The organism is Echinimonas agarilytica (genome assembly GCF_023703465.1).
Taxonomy (GTDB): domain Bacteria; phylum Pseudomonadota; class Gammaproteobacteria; order Enterobacterales; family Neiellaceae; genus Echinimonas; species Echinimonas agarilytica.
The window spans coordinates 681,895-695,574 of the sequence record NZ_JAMQGP010000001.1; the positions used below are offsets into that span (position 1 = coordinate 681,895).

17 protein-coding genes are annotated in these 13,680 nt (G+C 46.5%); 7 read left to right on the forward strand and 10 right to left on the reverse strand.

The genetic code is table 11. From position 1 onward, the window contains the following. Window positions 1-12 precede the first annotated feature (12 nt). The 7 genes from NAF29_RS02860 to NAF29_RS02890 form a co-directional block, all read right to left on the reverse strand. On the reverse strand, window positions 13-1,461 hold the full coding sequence (locus NAF29_RS02860; RefSeq protein ID WP_251259974.1) for an RNA polymerase factor sigma-54: 1,449 nt from the start codon (window positions 1,459-1,461) through the stop codon (window positions 13-15). A gap of 69 nt (window positions 1,462-1,530) precedes the next feature. Next, entirely contained in the window at window positions 1,531-2,256 is a 726-nt protein-coding gene (gene lptB, locus NAF29_RS02865) for an LPS export ABC transporter ATP-binding protein (RefSeq protein ID WP_251259975.1), read from the reverse strand. Between the two features lie 5 nt (window positions 2,257-2,261). After that, window positions 2,262-2,783, reverse strand: a complete 522-nt coding sequence (lptA, locus tag NAF29_RS02870) for a lipopolysaccharide transport periplasmic protein LptA (protein WP_251259976.1) — start codon at window positions 2,781-2,783, stop codon at window positions 2,262-2,264. After that, window positions 2,761-3,336, reverse strand: a complete 576-nt coding sequence (lptC, locus tag NAF29_RS02875; protein WP_251259977.1) for an LPS export ABC transporter periplasmic protein LptC — start codon at window positions 3,334-3,336, stop codon at window positions 2,761-2,763. The genes lptA and lptC overlap by 23 nt, the downstream gene beginning before the upstream one ends. Beyond that, entirely contained in the window at window positions 3,333-3,887 is a 555-nt protein-coding gene (kdsC, locus tag NAF29_RS02880) for a 3-deoxy-manno-octulosonate-8-phosphatase KdsC (protein WP_251259978.1), read from the reverse strand. Before kdsC ends, lptC begins: the two co-directional genes overlap by 4 nt. Beyond that, complete coding sequence (locus NAF29_RS02885; RefSeq protein ID WP_251259979.1) at window positions 3,887-4,855, reverse strand: KpsF/GutQ family sugar-phosphate isomerase; 969 nt, start codon at window positions 4,853-4,855, stop codon at window positions 3,887-3,889. The genes kdsC and NAF29_RS02885 overlap by 1 nt, the downstream gene beginning before the upstream one ends. A gap of 9 nt (window positions 4,856-4,864) precedes the next feature. Continuing rightward, window positions 4,865-5,836, reverse strand: coding sequence for a calcium/sodium antiporter (locus NAF29_RS02890; protein WP_251259980.1), 972 nt, complete (start codon window positions 5,834-5,836; stop codon window positions 4,865-4,867). A 205-nt stretch (window positions 5,837-6,041) separates the two neighbouring features. On the opposite strand from NAF29_RS02890, the gene NAF29_RS02895 reads away from it, so the two are divergent. The 7 genes from NAF29_RS02895 to murA are packed head-to-tail and all read left to right on the forward strand — an operon-like array spanning window position 6,042 to window position 10,629. After that, on the forward strand, window positions 6,042-6,839 hold the full coding sequence (locus tag NAF29_RS02895) for an ATP-binding cassette domain-containing protein (RefSeq protein WP_349665551.1): 798 nt from the start codon (window positions 6,042-6,044) through the stop codon (window positions 6,837-6,839). A gap of 2 nt (window positions 6,840-6,841) precedes the next feature. Next, a complete protein-coding gene (gene mlaE, locus NAF29_RS02900) occupies window positions 6,842-7,621 on the forward strand; it encodes a lipid asymmetry maintenance ABC transporter permease subunit MlaE (protein ID WP_251259982.1) in 780 nt (259 codons plus the stop codon). Between the two features lie 25 nt (window positions 7,622-7,646). Beyond that, complete coding sequence (gene mlaD, locus NAF29_RS02905) at window positions 7,647-8,132, forward strand: outer membrane lipid asymmetry maintenance protein MlaD (protein ID WP_251259983.1); 486 nt, start codon at window positions 7,647-7,649, stop codon at window positions 8,130-8,132. Continuing rightward, window positions 8,133-8,774 carry an MlaC/ttg2D family ABC transporter substrate-binding protein gene (locus NAF29_RS02910; RefSeq protein WP_251259984.1) on the forward strand — a complete coding sequence of 214 codons (642 nt, stop codon included), beginning with the start codon at window positions 8,133-8,135 and terminating at the stop codon, window positions 8,772-8,774. It abuts the gene before it with no gap. After that, window positions 8,767-9,054, forward strand: coding sequence for an STAS domain-containing protein (locus NAF29_RS02915; RefSeq protein WP_251259985.1), 288 nt, complete (start codon window positions 8,767-8,769; stop codon window positions 9,052-9,054). Before NAF29_RS02910 ends, NAF29_RS02915 begins: the two co-directional genes overlap by 8 nt. 40 nt (window positions 9,055-9,094) lie before the next feature. Further along, window positions 9,095-9,349, forward strand: a complete 255-nt coding sequence (locus NAF29_RS02920; protein ID WP_251259986.1) for a BolA family protein — start codon at window positions 9,095-9,097, stop codon at window positions 9,347-9,349. Window positions 9,350-9,369: 20 nt separating this feature from the next. Continuing rightward, the gene (gene murA, locus NAF29_RS02925; RefSeq protein ID WP_251259987.1) at window positions 9,370-10,629 is read left to right on the forward strand and encodes a UDP-N-acetylglucosamine 1-carboxyvinyltransferase; all 1,260 of its coding nucleotides are present in this window, start codon (window positions 9,370-9,372) and stop codon (window positions 10,627-10,629) included. A 17-nt stretch (window positions 10,630-10,646) separates the two neighbouring features. On the opposite strand, the gene degS is transcribed toward murA, so the two are convergent. From degS to NAF29_RS02940, 3 genes are all read right to left on the reverse strand, one after another. Beyond that, window positions 10,647-11,750 (reverse strand): outer membrane-stress sensor serine endopeptidase DegS, encoded by a 1,104-nt coding sequence (degS, locus tag NAF29_RS02930; protein ID WP_251259988.1) that lies wholly within the window; start codon window positions 11,748-11,750, stop codon window positions 10,647-10,649. A 114-nt stretch (window positions 11,751-11,864) separates the two neighbouring features. Further along, on the reverse strand, window positions 11,865-13,208 hold the full coding sequence (locus NAF29_RS02935) for a DegQ family serine endoprotease (RefSeq protein ID WP_251259989.1): 1,344 nt from the start codon (window positions 13,206-13,208) through the stop codon (window positions 11,865-11,867). Window positions 13,209-13,288: 80 nt separating this feature from the next. After that, a complete protein-coding gene (locus tag NAF29_RS02940; RefSeq protein ID WP_251259990.1) occupies window positions 13,289-13,666 on the reverse strand; it encodes a Z-ring associated ZapG family protein in 378 nt (125 codons plus the stop codon). Window positions 13,667-13,680: the final 14 nt, after the last annotated feature.

Genomic DNA, 13,680 nt, shown 5'->3' on the forward strand with positions numbered 1-13,680 from the left:
CAGTACTTGTTGTTACAAAAGACTTTTTCTTTGGTTGGATGGCGGAATATTGAGCGCTTCACGATATTTAGCAATCGTTCGGCGAGCCACATTAATTCCTTGATCCGAGAGTAGCTCAGCCATTTTACTATCGCTTAATGGCTTTGCCGGGTTTTCTGCTGCGACCAGCTTTTTAATCAATGCGCGAATAGCAGTGGACGAGCATTCGCCACCACTTTCAGTGCTCACATGGCTGGAGAAGAAGTATTTGAGTTCAAATATACCGCGTGGCGTGTGCATATACTTCTGCGTGGTCACGCGCGAAATAGTAGATTCATGCATGCCAACTTCTTCGGCCACATCATTGAGAACCATGGGTTTCATGGCTTCATCGCCGTACTCAAAAAAGTCGTATTGGCGTTTCAGAATGCAGTTTGAAACTTTCATAAGTGTTTCGTTACGGCTTTCTAAGCTTTTAATGAACCACTTGGCTTCTTGCATGTGTGAACGGATAAATTGTCCGTCAGAGGTGTTTCGAGCACCACGAGACATAGCTGCGTACTGCTCATTGACTCGAATTTTTGGCACTGCATCTGGATTCAATTCGACTTGCCAGACGCCGTTGCGCTTCATCACTGAAACGTCTGGAATGACGTATTGGCTATCTTCGACCACAATGGCACTGCCCGGACGCGGATTGAGGCTTTGGATCAAGCGCATCACTTCGCGAAGCTGGTCTTCTTTGAGTCGCGCTCGGCGCATCAATGTGCGGTAATCGCGACTTGCAAGTAAGTCCATGTGGTTGTTGATCACTAGCATGGCTTCTTTTAACCAAGGCGTGTCGGTGCCAAATTGACGCAATTGAATGAGTAAACATTCTTTGATGGAGCGAGAGCCCGAACCAATTGGGTCAAATAGCTGAATGCGTTTTAAAACGGCTTCAATTTCATCCAATTCAACTTCTGCATTACCTTGGCTTTCTAGAATATCTTCTGTTGTGACAGTGAGATAACCTGCATCATCAATGCCATCAAGAATAGTTCTGGCAATGGCACGATCTGTGTCTGTCATGGGAGTTAATTCAAGCTGCCATTCGAGGTGAGCATGCAATGAATCGGTGGTTTCACCTTGAAAGCTTTCATCATCCTCACGCATTGGGGCGGCTGAGGCCACAGGGGCTGCTGACACAACTTCATCCCAAGTTGTATCCATAGGCATTTCTTCCGAAATGGAATCTTGTTGCAGTGCTTCTGCAGTATCAACTGTACTACTATCTGCTTCAATACTGTCCAAGCTGACATCTGAATCTGCTGAAGATGAATTTTCTTCTTCGGATTGTTCAAGGAGTGGATTGCTATCCAAAGCTTCTTGAATTTCCTGTTGCAGATCTAAAGTCGACAATTGCAAAAGCCTAATGGCTTGCTGCAATTGCGGCGTCATAGTCAGCTGTTGGCCAAATTTAAGCTGGAGCGATGGTTTCATCTAGTCTCCGACTCTTCCTGTGTAACGGTGGCTGCAAAATGAGCAGTATCCGTGGGTTACGTTAAGCTACTATAGCTGGAATTGCTCACCTAAGTACACATCTCGAACGTGTTGATTTGCTAAAACTTGTTCCGGAGAACCTGTCGCAATCAATTCGCCATGTGACACGATGTAAGCGTACTCACAAACGGATAGTGTTTCACGAACGTTATGATCCGTAATTAATATCCCTAAACCTCGAGTTTTGAGGTGTTCAATGATCTTTTTAATATCCGATACTGAAATAGGGTCGACACCGGCAAAAGGCTCATCGAGTAAGATAAAACTGGGTTCAGCGGCAAGCGCTCGTGCAATTTCAACTCTGCGTCGTTCCCCCCCAGAAAGGCTCATGCCTTTGCTTTGGGCAATATGGCCAATATTAAATTCTTCCAGCAAAGAGTCGAGAGCTTCCTCTCGTTGCTCGGTAGAGAGGTCTTTGCGCGTCTCTAAAATAGCCATAATGTTGTCGCGTACACTGAGCTTGCGAAAAATGGACGACTCTTGGGGCAAATAGCCGATGCCTTTTCGGGCACGCTCATGCATGGGCGCCAAGGAAATATCTTCACCGTTGAGCTCAATAATGCCTTTTTCGGCTTGAACAAGCCCCACCACCATATAAAAGGTGGTGGTTTTACCTGCGCCATTAGGCCCCAGAAGACCCACAATTTGCCCTGGTTCAACTTTCAACGAAACATCTTTAACCACTTGACGGCGCTTGTAAGACTTTGCGAGATTTTTTGCTTCTAATAATGCCATGCAGACTATTTCTTTTGGTCGTCGAGTTGTTCTTGGACTTGATCTGGAATGAAGATCGTTGTCACGCGAGCAGAGCCATCGTCTTTGCTATCTGCTTCGAGTAATTGCTGTTCAAGGTTGTAGAGAATCTTGTCACCCTTTACCAAGCTATCTTCTTGAGTTAGTTGAGCTTCACCGGTGAGCAACAAAATACGTTCTCCAAGCTCATATCGAACTCGCAACGCTTGAGCATCCATTGCTTTGCCATTATCAAGGATTTGGCTGTAATTTGCAGGCTTTCCGTTCGCGACCAAGACTTGTTGGCCTTCTTCGGTTGCGTTCAAGATAGTCAGTGTATCTGCAAATATCTGCAATGTTCCTTGAGTCACTTTGACATCACCAATATACGTCACAACATTTGACTTCATATCAATGGTTTGCCGCTCTGATTCAATCACAACTCGTTCAGAGAAGTCGCTCTTTACGGCATAAGAAAAAGGACATATGGCTATTAATGCTGCGGCACTAATTCGCTGGAGTTTGTTCATAAAATGCTTCCACATCTTGCAGAATTTCTATGTCCTGCTTATTTAAATCTGCTTGAAGACCAACACCTTGCATCTCAATGTGTGGGCCAAGGGCGATGACTTTCTCATCAGTATGCATCTGATTGGAGTCAATTTCGAGCACCAGATAAGGTGTTGTAATTGTTTGAACTTGGCTTAAAGGATCGGTTGCTTTAATTGTAACAGAACCTTTGAGCTGCAATTGATCGAGCGCTTGATACAAGCTGCCTTCGCTGGCTGTGACTTTCCAAGCGGGGTCATCGCCAGACTCTTCGTTAAATACTGTGACTTCTGGGTTAGTAAATATGGTCATGTCGAGTGCTGAATAGGATTCCATTCGCTCGCCAAACACCGTACTGGTTAATTTGCCAGTTTTATCAAAATTACGATTAAATAGGTTTTCCGCGATGTAATCGGGTTCATAGGTATCCCATTGTAGAGCCTTCTTTGGATCGCTTTCCTCAGTATCTAATAAAGCATAGATCACCAGTGAGGTGATGAAAAACAAACCTGATACCCAGGTCAGTCTATTCATATGCTACGTCCCATTGTCGTGTTGAAAGTGCCTTGTGCTTGCATGATGGTATCACAAACTTCGCGCACGGCTCCGAACCCTCCAGCGGTTTGTGTGGTCCACTTTGCCCGTTGGCGCAACCAAGGGTGGCCGTCCGCCACGCAAATCGACATACCACATTCGGCCATGACGGGCCAGTCAATGAGGTCGTCTCCAATGTATGCACACTCATGAGCATCGAGTTTGGTGTTGGTTAGGATCTGATGAAATGCTTCAAGTTTATTATCACAGCCTTGATAGAGATGCTCGACTCCTAACGATGACATACGCGCGGAGACGATGTTCGAAGAGCGGCCGGTGATCACAGCGACATCTACACCTGTGCCTTGAAGCGCTTTGACACCGTAACCGTCTCGGGTATGAAATGTTTTGAGTTCTTCTCCATCATTACCCATATAGATGCGGCCGTCTGAAAAAACGCCGTCAACATCGCAAATTAAAAGTTTGATGGGTATGAGTTGTGCTTCAATTGCGCCATCTAAAGAACCGTAAAGGGTGTGAAAAATGCCCATTACAGCACTCCTGAACGCAGTAAATCTTGCATATTAAGTGCGCCAACAGGTCGACCGTCAGAGTCGACCACAAAAAGGCCATTAATTCGTTTGTCTTCCATCAATTTGAGGGCTTCTGCGGCTAACATTTCTGCTTGGGCTGTGACGCCATTTTTTGTCATCACTTCATCAATGGCAGATTCAATGTCGACGTTACCTTTATTCAATACACGTCGTAAATCGCCGTCTGTAAACAGGCCGATCATCTTCCCGTCAGCGTCAACAATGGCAGTCATTCCAAGCTGTTTACGAGACATCTCTTTGAGCGCATAGTTGAGCGTTTCGCCCGATTGAATCACAGGAAGTGAATCGCCTCCGTGCATGAGCTCTTTGAGTGTGAGCAACAGGCGACGGCCCAGACTTCCGCCTGGATGAGATAATGCAAAATCTTCAGCGCTAAAACCACGGGCATGCAAAAGAGCAATGGCCAGTGCGTCACCTAGCACTAATGTGGCCGTTGTGCTTGTGGTGGGAGCCAAGTTGAGCGGGCAGGCTTCGCGCTCGACCTTCACTTGCAAGTGACAATCTGAGTATTGCCCCAAGGACGATGTTTTGGAACGTGAGATTCCAATCAGTTGTGTGCCAATACGTTTGATCACGGGCAGCAACTTGGTTAACTCATCGGTTTCTCCTGAATAGGAAATCGCAATGACAACATCTTGAGCGGTGATCATGCCTAAATCACCATGACTGGCTTCACCAGGGTGTACGAAAAAAGCGGGCGTGCCTGTACTCGCAAGCGTTGCCGCAATTTTGTTACCAATGTGTCCTGATTTTCCCATGCCCGTAACCACGACTCGCCCTTTACAGGCGAGCAGTAATTTACAGGCTTCAACAAACTCAGTGTCTAATGAATGTTCCAGCGCGCTGACAGCTTCAGCTTCGGTTTGAATGACTTCTTTGGCCCACGCGATGTAATCGTTATTCATATAAATATCCTAGACATTAACTTCGGATGTATAGAGCAAAATCTCATACGCAATGAATGCGGCAAGTAATATAAAACCGAACCAGCGTCCGAGTACTTTAGCTTTTGCGGCTGCGTAACTTACCACCACTAATAACCCGGTAATACCCAACATTGAATATAAATCGCGTCCAGACGCAGCTGGATCAAGTTCTGCTGGGGCAATGGTGCCGGCAATACCTAAAACCGCTAAAATATTGAATAAGTTCGATCCAACAATGTTACCGATGACCATATCATCTTCACCTTTGCGGACCGCTGCAATACTGGCTGCTAGCTCGGGAAGGCTGGTACCAATGGCTAGAATTGTAAGGCCAATGACTAAATCTGACATACCCAAAGCTCTTGCAACCTCAGTTGAGCCGGTGACTAAAATATGGGCACTGATAGGCAACACAATTAAGCCGACAATGGTCCAAAGTATAGCTTTTCCTGTGGGGACGTCGTCGGGCACTTCCGATGCTTGTTCTTGCACTAATGGGTCATCGCCTCGGCTGGTCATGCCCAGTCGAAGTAAAGCGCCGAGTAACCCGATGAAACCAAGCAGCAAAATGATACCTTCAACAAACGAAAGGTAAGCATCGTGCAAGATCCAACCCGAAAGGCCGGTCACTATAATTAGAAGCGGAATTTCTCTGCGTAAAATGGTTGAGGATATGGAGAGTGACTTGAATAGCAGGGTCACACCTAATACGAGCGCAATATTCGTGATATTTGAACCAAGCACGTTGCCAACGGCAGTGTCTGGGCGTCCCATAAAGGAAGCTGTTGCAGAGACCATCATTTCAGGCGCAGAAGAACCCATAGCAATGATGGTCATGCCGATAATTAAGGGTGAAATCCCAAAATTACGCGCAATTGAAGCAGAGCCGTAAACCAAGCGATCAGCAGACCACCCCAGAAGAATGAGGCCGATAATGATCATTGCAGTAGCGAGCAACATTTTTTTATTTATATCCCAATATAATTTAGAGGCGTAAATTCTGCGCGATCTTATATCGAATTGAAAGCAGTAAAAAACATCACCATATTCGATAACAATCATCGAAATTTTGATTTCATTACCTGTGAGCTATGGCTGCAATTCTGCTATAGTTCGCCCTTCTTCAACACCGAGGCATTTGAGAGCGCCAATGATCGACACGGACATCGAACATTTAGTCCATATTGAGAACCTGAATTTCAGCCATGGTGAACGCCTGATCTATGACAATATTAGTCTGACTATCCCAAAGGGTAAAATCACCGCGGTGCTCGGCCCAAGTGGCATTGGTAAGACAACTCTGTTGCGTTTGATTGGCGGACAGCTCGAGCCTGATAGCGGTCATATATGGTTTGATGGTGTTGATATTCCAGCACTCAAGCGCAAAGAATTGTATGCGCTGCGGACTCGCATGAGCATGTTGTTTCAAAGCGGTGCCTTGTTCACTGAGCTTGATGTGTTCGATAATGTTGCATTTCCTGTGCGAGAACACACTGAACTGCCCGAAGAAGTGATTCATACCTTAGTGATGATGAAGTTGGAACAAGTGGGGCTGCGTGGAGCCTCTCATTTAATGCCAAACGAATTATCCGGCGGTATGGCGCGTCGTGTCGCTTTAGCGCGCGCAACAGTGATGGATCCTGACTTGATCATGTATGACGAGCCGTTTACCGGCCAAGACCCGATTTCCATGGGGGTGTTAGTAAGCTTGATTGAATCCACCAACAAAGCATTGGGAACCACATCGATTGTGGTCACTCATGATGTGCATGAAGTGCTTTCAATTGCAGATTACGTCTACATCATGGCCGACAAGCAGGTCATAGGTCAGGGAACGCCAGAGCAATTGCAAGCCGATACATCAGAGCAAATTCAACAATTTTTGAAAGGCAATCCAGACGGGCCTGTTCCATTTCACTATCCGGCAGGTTCTCTCGAACACCAACTCAAGGAGTATGGTTAGTAATGCTATTTGATTGGTTGCAAGCCATAGGAGCACGGACGCTTTGTATGTTGTCCACGATTGGAAAGGCCACATTAACCTTTTTGAAAGTGTGCTTCGGCATTTCCAAGTTGAGCGTATTTGTGCCCAACTTAATCCGCCAAATGTATGTGGTGGGCGTGCAATCCTTGCTTATTATTCTGGTGTCGGGTTTGTTCATTGGTATGGTCATCGCGTTGCAAGGCTACCAAGTACTGGTGGACTATGGTGCAGAGGGAAGCCTTGGGCCTATGGTCGCTCTGAGTTTGTTGCGTGAACTTGGCCCTGTTGTAACGGCGCTACTGTTTGCGGGCCGAGCGGGCTCTGCACTTACAGCCGAAATAGGCTTGATGAAAGCGACCGAGCAATTGTCCAGCCTAGAAATGATGGCCATCGACCCATTAAAAAGAATCATTGCTCCGCGCTTTTGGGCGGGGGTTATTTGCATGCCAATGCTGGCCATCACGTTTACTTTGGTTGGCATTTGGGGCGGAAAATTGGTTGGAGTCGACTGGCTCGGATTGGATATAGGAAGCTACTGGTCTTTGATGCAAGCTGCCGTTGAATGGAAGCAAGACATTGGTAGCATGCTAATAAAAAGCGTGGTGTTTGCGGTCGTGGTGACGTGGATAGCCGTCTTTAGAGGCTATAATTCAATACCAACTTCGGCTGGTATTAGTAAAGCGACCACAGAAACAGTGGTACAGGCTTCGTTAACAGTGCTCGGACTTGATTTTATTCTTACAGCACTCATGTTTGGTTAATGCCGCGAATCTGGATATTTAAGTAATGGATAGAAATAAACAATTACAGCAACGTAAACTCGAAATAGCGGTTGGACTATTCGTGGTGTTGGCAATCTCTGCTTTGGCCGTTTTATCCTACAAGGTTGCAACTTGGGGAGTCTCTGGGGGGCAAAGCACTTATAGCGTATTTGCGCGCTTTGATAACATTGGCGGTTTGAAAGATCGAGCTCCAGTAAAAATTGGCGGTGTTGTCATTGGTCGTGTAGCAAGTATTCGCCTTGAAACAGAATATTACACTCCTGTTGTGGAGTTACGGATTAACTCTAGCTACGATCAGCTTGCTGAAACTTCATCGGCATCAATCCTCACATCGGGATTGTTAGGCGAGCAGTACATTGGCATATCGCCGGGCTTTGTGATGGATGACATTGCTATGTTAAAGGAAGGCGATTATATCGACGACACAAAACCTGCAATGGTACTTGAAGATATGATTGGTCAATTTTTATACAATCAGGGTGATGATTAAATGCATTTAGTTCGTCTGTTATCTGTTGTTATTTTAAGTATTTTAAGTGTGTTTGCTGTGGCCGAAGTGAACACCAAAGATCCGTCCGCAATGTTGCAGCAAGTCGCAACAGAGACGCTCGACAAAATTTCAAAAATGGAAGGCTCTCCTGCCGATAACCCTGATGCACTCAAAACCATCGTCGTGAATGATCTTTTACCACATGTGGATTACGTCTGGGCTTCGTACAAAGTGATTGGTCCAGCGATTCGAGAAACGTCAAAAGAGCAGCGTGCAGCGTTTGCCGATGCCTTTAAAAACTACATGGTAGGCACGTTTACACTTCTTTTTAAGCAGTACGATCCGGCACGTCATGTTATTCAGTTCGATCAAGTTCGAATTCCGGGCCAAATTCCTGCGCGTTTCGTTGAAGCAGGAAAACCCGATATTACGCTCATTTTTTATGTCCGTGAGAATAAGAAAACAGGTGATTGGAAAGTCTGGGATCTAGCCGCTCAAGGGATCAGCCAAGTTGAAACCAAACACAAAGAATTCAAACCACTTATTCGTCAACATGGTTTGGACTACGTGACAACAGAGCTGAATGCAAAAGTGAACAAGGGCCTTGCAGAAGAAGAACTCTCTGGCTTTCAGAATGACTAATTTATCCAAACATTCAGAGCAAGCTTGGACACTCATTGGCAATATTGACCGCCACACCCTGCCTAAAATATGGGCCGACCTGAACAAGCTTCCTAACAACGATTTGGTGGTTGACTTGTCGCAAGTAGATCGCGTTGATGGAGCAGGGTTAGCGGGGCTTGTTCGCCTTAAAATGAACGCAGAACTGCAAAACATTCAACTGTCGTTCACTCATGCCCCAATACAATTACTGCACCTTGCAGAATTATCCAATGTAGATACCATGTTGTCGCCAGCCTAGGCGGCAATATCAATTTCTGATTTAAAAGCGAGATGATCAAATGGAACCCGCAGAAATAAAAGCACTGCTTGAGCAGTCGCTAGACTTAACTGATTGTCACGTTGAAAGTGACGGAAGCCATTATAAAGTGATTGCAGTGGGCGAAATGTTCGACGGCTTGTCGCGAGTTAAAGCACAACAAGCCATTTATCAACCGTTGCAAGCACAAATTGCAGACGGTTCATTACATGCGCTTACCATCAAAACATATACACCTACTCAATGGCAGCGCGAGCGCAAGCTCATGATGCTTTAATCGAGTGAGCGAGAAAATTCATGCAAAAATTAGTAGTGACAGGTAATGGCCCTTTAATGGGGGACGTAAAAATCTCAGGCGCAAAAAATGCTGCCTTACCCATCTTATTCGGCTCTATCTTATGTACTGATCCTGTCATTATTCGAAATGTACCAGATTTAAACGACATTGCTACCACTGTGAAATTACTCACAGGTTTTGGGTCAACCATCACTCGCGATGCGGACACTATGTCATTGTCGATGCCTCAAATCGCTAGCCATGTTGCACCCTACGAGCTGGTGAAAACCATGCGCGCAAGTATTTTGGCGTTAGGGCCAATCTTAGCACGGCAAGGCCAGGCGCGCGTCTCTTTGCCAGGAGGCTGTGCCATTGGTGCACGTCCGGTAAATTTGCATTTGCATGGTTTGCAGCTGATGGGAGCCGACATTGAAGTTGCAGAAGGTTATATTCATGCAACGGTTGATGGCCGTCTCAAAGGCGCAACCATTCAAATGGATATGGTGAGTGTGACCGGAACCGAGAATTTGATGATGGCAGCAACGCTTGCTGAGGGCGTCACTGTTATCGAAAATGCAGCACGTGAACCGGAAGTCGTTGACCTTGCAATGTTCTTAAATGAAATGGGCGCAAGTGTGAGTGGCGCAGGTACCGATCGTATTGTGATTGAAGGTGTTGAATCGCTTTCGGGGGGAGAATACGCAGTGCAACCCGACCGTATCGAAACCGGTACTTTCTTGGTTGCAGCAGCCGTGAGTGGAGGCAAAGTTCGATGCACTCACACCGACCCTCGGTTGTTAGATTCGGTGTTAGCAAAACTCCGCGAAGCTGGCTCACACATTGAGTTTGGCGATGATTGGATTGAAATCGATCAGCGCGACCGGCAACTAACAGCTGTGGATATAACCACTGCACCTTACCCTGCATTTCCAACCGATATGCAAGCGCAATTTACCGTGTTAAACGCGGTGGCATTAGGTACCGCGATGATCACAGAGAATATCTTTGAGAATCGTTTTATGCATGTGCCTGAATTACAACGCATGGGAGCTTCTATCGAGCTTAAAGGACATACTGCAATTAGCAAGGGTAGCGCGGCTCTCTCTGGCGCCGAAGTGATGGCCACAGACTTGCGCGCATCGGCGTGCTTAGTGATTGCAGGATTGATTGCTCAAGGGCAAACCAAGGTTGACCGAATCTATCACCTAGACCGCGGCTATGAGCACATTGAAGACAAGCTCAAAGGTGTGGGTGCTATTGTTGAGCGTATCAACGAATAAGGCGGGTTAGTTTCGCTCTATGGTTGACTCTGAGCCACCGGCAACGGTGGCTCCGTAACAACTACCGGAATACTGAGTATTTGCCCATTTCTGAGAATGCTGAGATCAACAACTTCGCCAGGTTGGCTTTCTGCAATCGAGTCGAGCGCCAAATTTACTTCTCGAATATTGCGCCCATCAATTTTTAGCATGACATCATTTTTGAGCAATCCAGCTTGGTCTGCAGGGCCTCCCATTTCAACACCCGTGACTAGAATGCCGGTACGCTCACCTAACCGAAGCTGCCGAGCCAATGTCGAACTCACACTCTCACCGGTTATGCCTAAATAACCACGAATGACCCGGCCGTGTTTAATAATGCTGGTCATTACCTTGTGCGCAAGAGGGTAAGGTACAGCAAAGCTAATGCCATAAATGTCACTTTCGTTGGCGGCTTGGAACGCTGCGGTATTGATACCAATGAGCGTTCCTTCGCTATTCACCAGTGCACCACCGGAGTTACCGCGGTTAATAGCAGCATCGGTTTGCAATAAATCTTGGTAATTGGTGGAAGCCATGCCGGTGCGGCCGGCGGCACTGATAATGCCTTGTGTGATTGTTTGGCCTAAGTTGTATGGGTTTCCGATAGCGAGCACTAACTCACCCACTTCAGCTTGGTGCTCTTGCTGTTGAGGGATCACGGGCAAATCTTCGTCTTCAATGTATAACACTGCCAGATCGGTAAATACATCGGTGCCGATTAACTTGGCAGTGAAAATACGGCCATCTTGAAGAGCAACTAAAATTTGGTCGGCATTTTGGATGACGTGTGAGTTAGTTAGCACGTGGCCTTTGTCGGTCATGATCACGCCTGAGCCTAAGCCTTTTGTACGTAGTTCTGTTTTATTGCTCCATAATCCAGATCGTTGCAGCGAGCGAGAGTAGACGTTAACAACTGCTGGAGAGGCTTTGCGAACCGCTGTAGCCAGCGATAGTGGCCCTGATTGTTGGGCGGAAATTTTGGGTAGCCATTGCTCAAAAATAGTATTTCCGCCGCGCAACCCTGGAAACAGGATTAGCAGAATCACAGCGAGTAACAAGCCGCCTGAAGCAGCTTTGAGCAAATAACTAATAGCGCGCACGAATAATCAACAATACTTATTTTATATCTGCATGAAGAATAACAGGTTCAACAAAAATGGGCGAGTTTGCGCTCGCCCATAATCACAGATGATATCAATTATTGCTTGAATAGATTACCGGATGAAAATGTAAATTCGAGCGTCACCACGTATGACTTGCAGCGCAGTTGACCCTTTTTGTTCGTCCAATGCATCTTTCAGGTCTTTGACTGATTTCACGCGAACTCGGTTCACACCAATAATGATGTCATCAGCGCGTAAGCCCATGCGTTGTGCAGGAGAGTTTTTCACTATTTCAGAGATTTCTACTCCTTTGGTGTTGTCGCTTGCGTTCACAAGAGTTGCACCGGCTAGACGTGAATGCACATCTTTTGCATTTAATGCTTGCTCTTCCGCAGCACCTAACTTCACCGAAACGGTTTTATTTTTGCCATCTCGTAACAGACCTAGCTCTATTTCAGCGCCTGCACCCATGGTACCTATTTGCGCGCGAAGCTGGCCAAAAGATTTGACCTTTTTACCATTGATGGTGGTAATGACATCTCCCGCTTCAATGCCCGCGTCGGCTGCTGCAGTATCTGGAAATACTTGATTCACAAACGCACCTTGCTGAATCTCAAGATCCATTGCTTTGGCAACTTCAGAATTTAGGTCACGACCTGTAACCCCCAATACGCCACGGTGAACTTCTCCGTGCTCAAGTAACTGCTTGAGTACGTTGCTCGCCATGTTGACCGGAATAGCAAAACCAATCCCCACGTTGCCCCCGTTGGGGCCGTAAATTGCGGTATTGATACCAATTAATTCACCGTTCAAATTGACCAAGGCACCACCGGAATTACCGCTGTTAATTGCAGCATCGGTTTGAATAAAGTTCTCGTAGTTTTCGATATTAAGGCTTGAACGAGCCAGAGCACCAACGATGCCTGAAGTGACCGTTTGGCCTAAGCCAAATGGGTTGCCGATGGCAACAGCAAAATCACCCACGCGGAGGATGTCTGAATCGCCCATTTTGATTGCGGTCAGATTATCAGATTCGATTTGCAGCAACGCCACATCGGTGCCTTCATCTGAACCAATTTTAGTTGCCATAAAACTGCGTCCATCGGTCAGAGTGACGGTAATTTCATCGGCTTCATTAATGACATGATGATTGGTTAGAACATAGCCTTCTTTTGCGTCAATAATGACGCCAGAGCCTAACCCCTTAAATGGGCGCTCGCGGACGGCCTCTGGAGGAGCGCCAAACTGGCGAAAAATCTCAGGCACCCGTTGACGTTGCGTTTGAGTGCCTGCAACAGAAATATTAACAACGGCTGGCGTCACGTTTTCCAGCATAGGCGCCAGCGAAGGCAGCGATTGTCCATCAACGCTCACCGGTAAAACTGCGGTTGCAGTCATCGGTGCTGCCAGTGACACACTTAAAACTAAAGCACTGACGAGTGGGCGTATTTTCATAGTGATTATTTCCTCAACTTATTTGCTAGTACGCTATTTTTGTAGATGGTGTCAAATGCGTTAAGTTCATCAATTTTTATTTAACTGACGGATTCACCTTGCTTCATGAGACCGTGTGCAGAACCTGCATAGTCTCGAGGAGGCAATTCACCAATGGCTTTCGGAGCTGTTGTTACTGGCTTTTCTGCATCGTCAGGTTGCGCATCTGTGAGCAATGACTTTGTGAGTTGGAGTTGCTCGGAGAGCTTCTCGTAGTTGTGTTGTGCAGAATGCATTAACTCTGATGTTGCTTTGAGGTGTTCTGCCACTTCTGTTTTGTAACGATCAAATTCAGTGCGCGTATTTTGAAGTTCAACGTCAACAGCACTGCCTTGAACGCTTCCACCAAACCAGAGTCGCCCGATTACGACACCAACAATTAATCCACCAAAAGCGCATGCGAATGGAATCCAACTCATTTGACTCTCCTCAT

Coding starts and splice junctions, on each gene's coding strand:
- NAF29_RS02860 (WP_251259974.1), bottom strand. CDS start 1,461: ATGAAACCATCGCTCCAGCTTAAATTTGGCCAACAGCTGACTATGACG.
- lptB (WP_251259975.1), bottom strand. CDS start 2,256: ATGGCATTATTAGAAGCAAAAAATCTCGCAAAGTCTTACAAGCGCCGT.
- lptA (WP_251259976.1), bottom strand. CDS start 2,783: ATGAACAAACTCCAGCGAATTAGTGCCGCAGCATTAATAGCCATATGT.
- lptC (WP_251259977.1), bottom strand. CDS start 3,336: ATGAATAGACTGACCTGGGTATCAGGTTTGTTTTTCATCACCTCACTG.
- kdsC (WP_251259978.1), bottom strand. CDS start 3,887: ATGGGCATTTTTCACACCCTTTACGGTTCTTTAGATGGCGCAATTGAA.
- NAF29_RS02885 (WP_251259979.1), bottom strand. CDS start 4,855: ATGAATAACGATTACATCGCGTGGGCCAAAGAAGTCATTCAAACCGAA.
- NAF29_RS02890 (WP_251259980.1), bottom strand. CDS start 5,836: ATGTTGCTCGCTACTGCAATGATCATTATCGGCCTCATTCTTCTGGGG.
- mlaE (WP_251259982.1), top strand. CDS start 6,842: ATGCTATTTGATTGGTTGCAAGCCATAGGAGCACGGACGCTTTGTATG.
- mlaD (WP_251259983.1), top strand. CDS start 7,647: ATGGATAGAAATAAACAATTACAGCAACGTAAACTCGAAATAGCGGTT.
- NAF29_RS02910 (WP_251259984.1), top strand. CDS start 8,133: ATGCATTTAGTTCGTCTGTTATCTGTTGTTATTTTAAGTATTTTAAGT.
- NAF29_RS02915 (WP_251259985.1), top strand. CDS start 8,767: ATGACTAATTTATCCAAACATTCAGAGCAAGCTTGGACACTCATTGGC.
- NAF29_RS02920 (WP_251259986.1), top strand. CDS start 9,095: ATGGAACCCGCAGAAATAAAAGCACTGCTTGAGCAGTCGCTAGACTTA.
- murA (WP_251259987.1), top strand. CDS start 9,370: ATGCAAAAATTAGTAGTGACAGGTAATGGCCCTTTAATGGGGGACGTA.
- NAF29_RS02935 (WP_251259989.1), bottom strand. CDS start 13,208: ATGAAAATACGCCCACTCGTCAGTGCTTTAGTTTTAAGTGTGTCACTG.
- NAF29_RS02940 (WP_251259990.1), bottom strand. CDS start 13,666: ATGAGTTGGATTCCATTCGCATGCGCTTTTGGTGGATTAATTGTTGGT.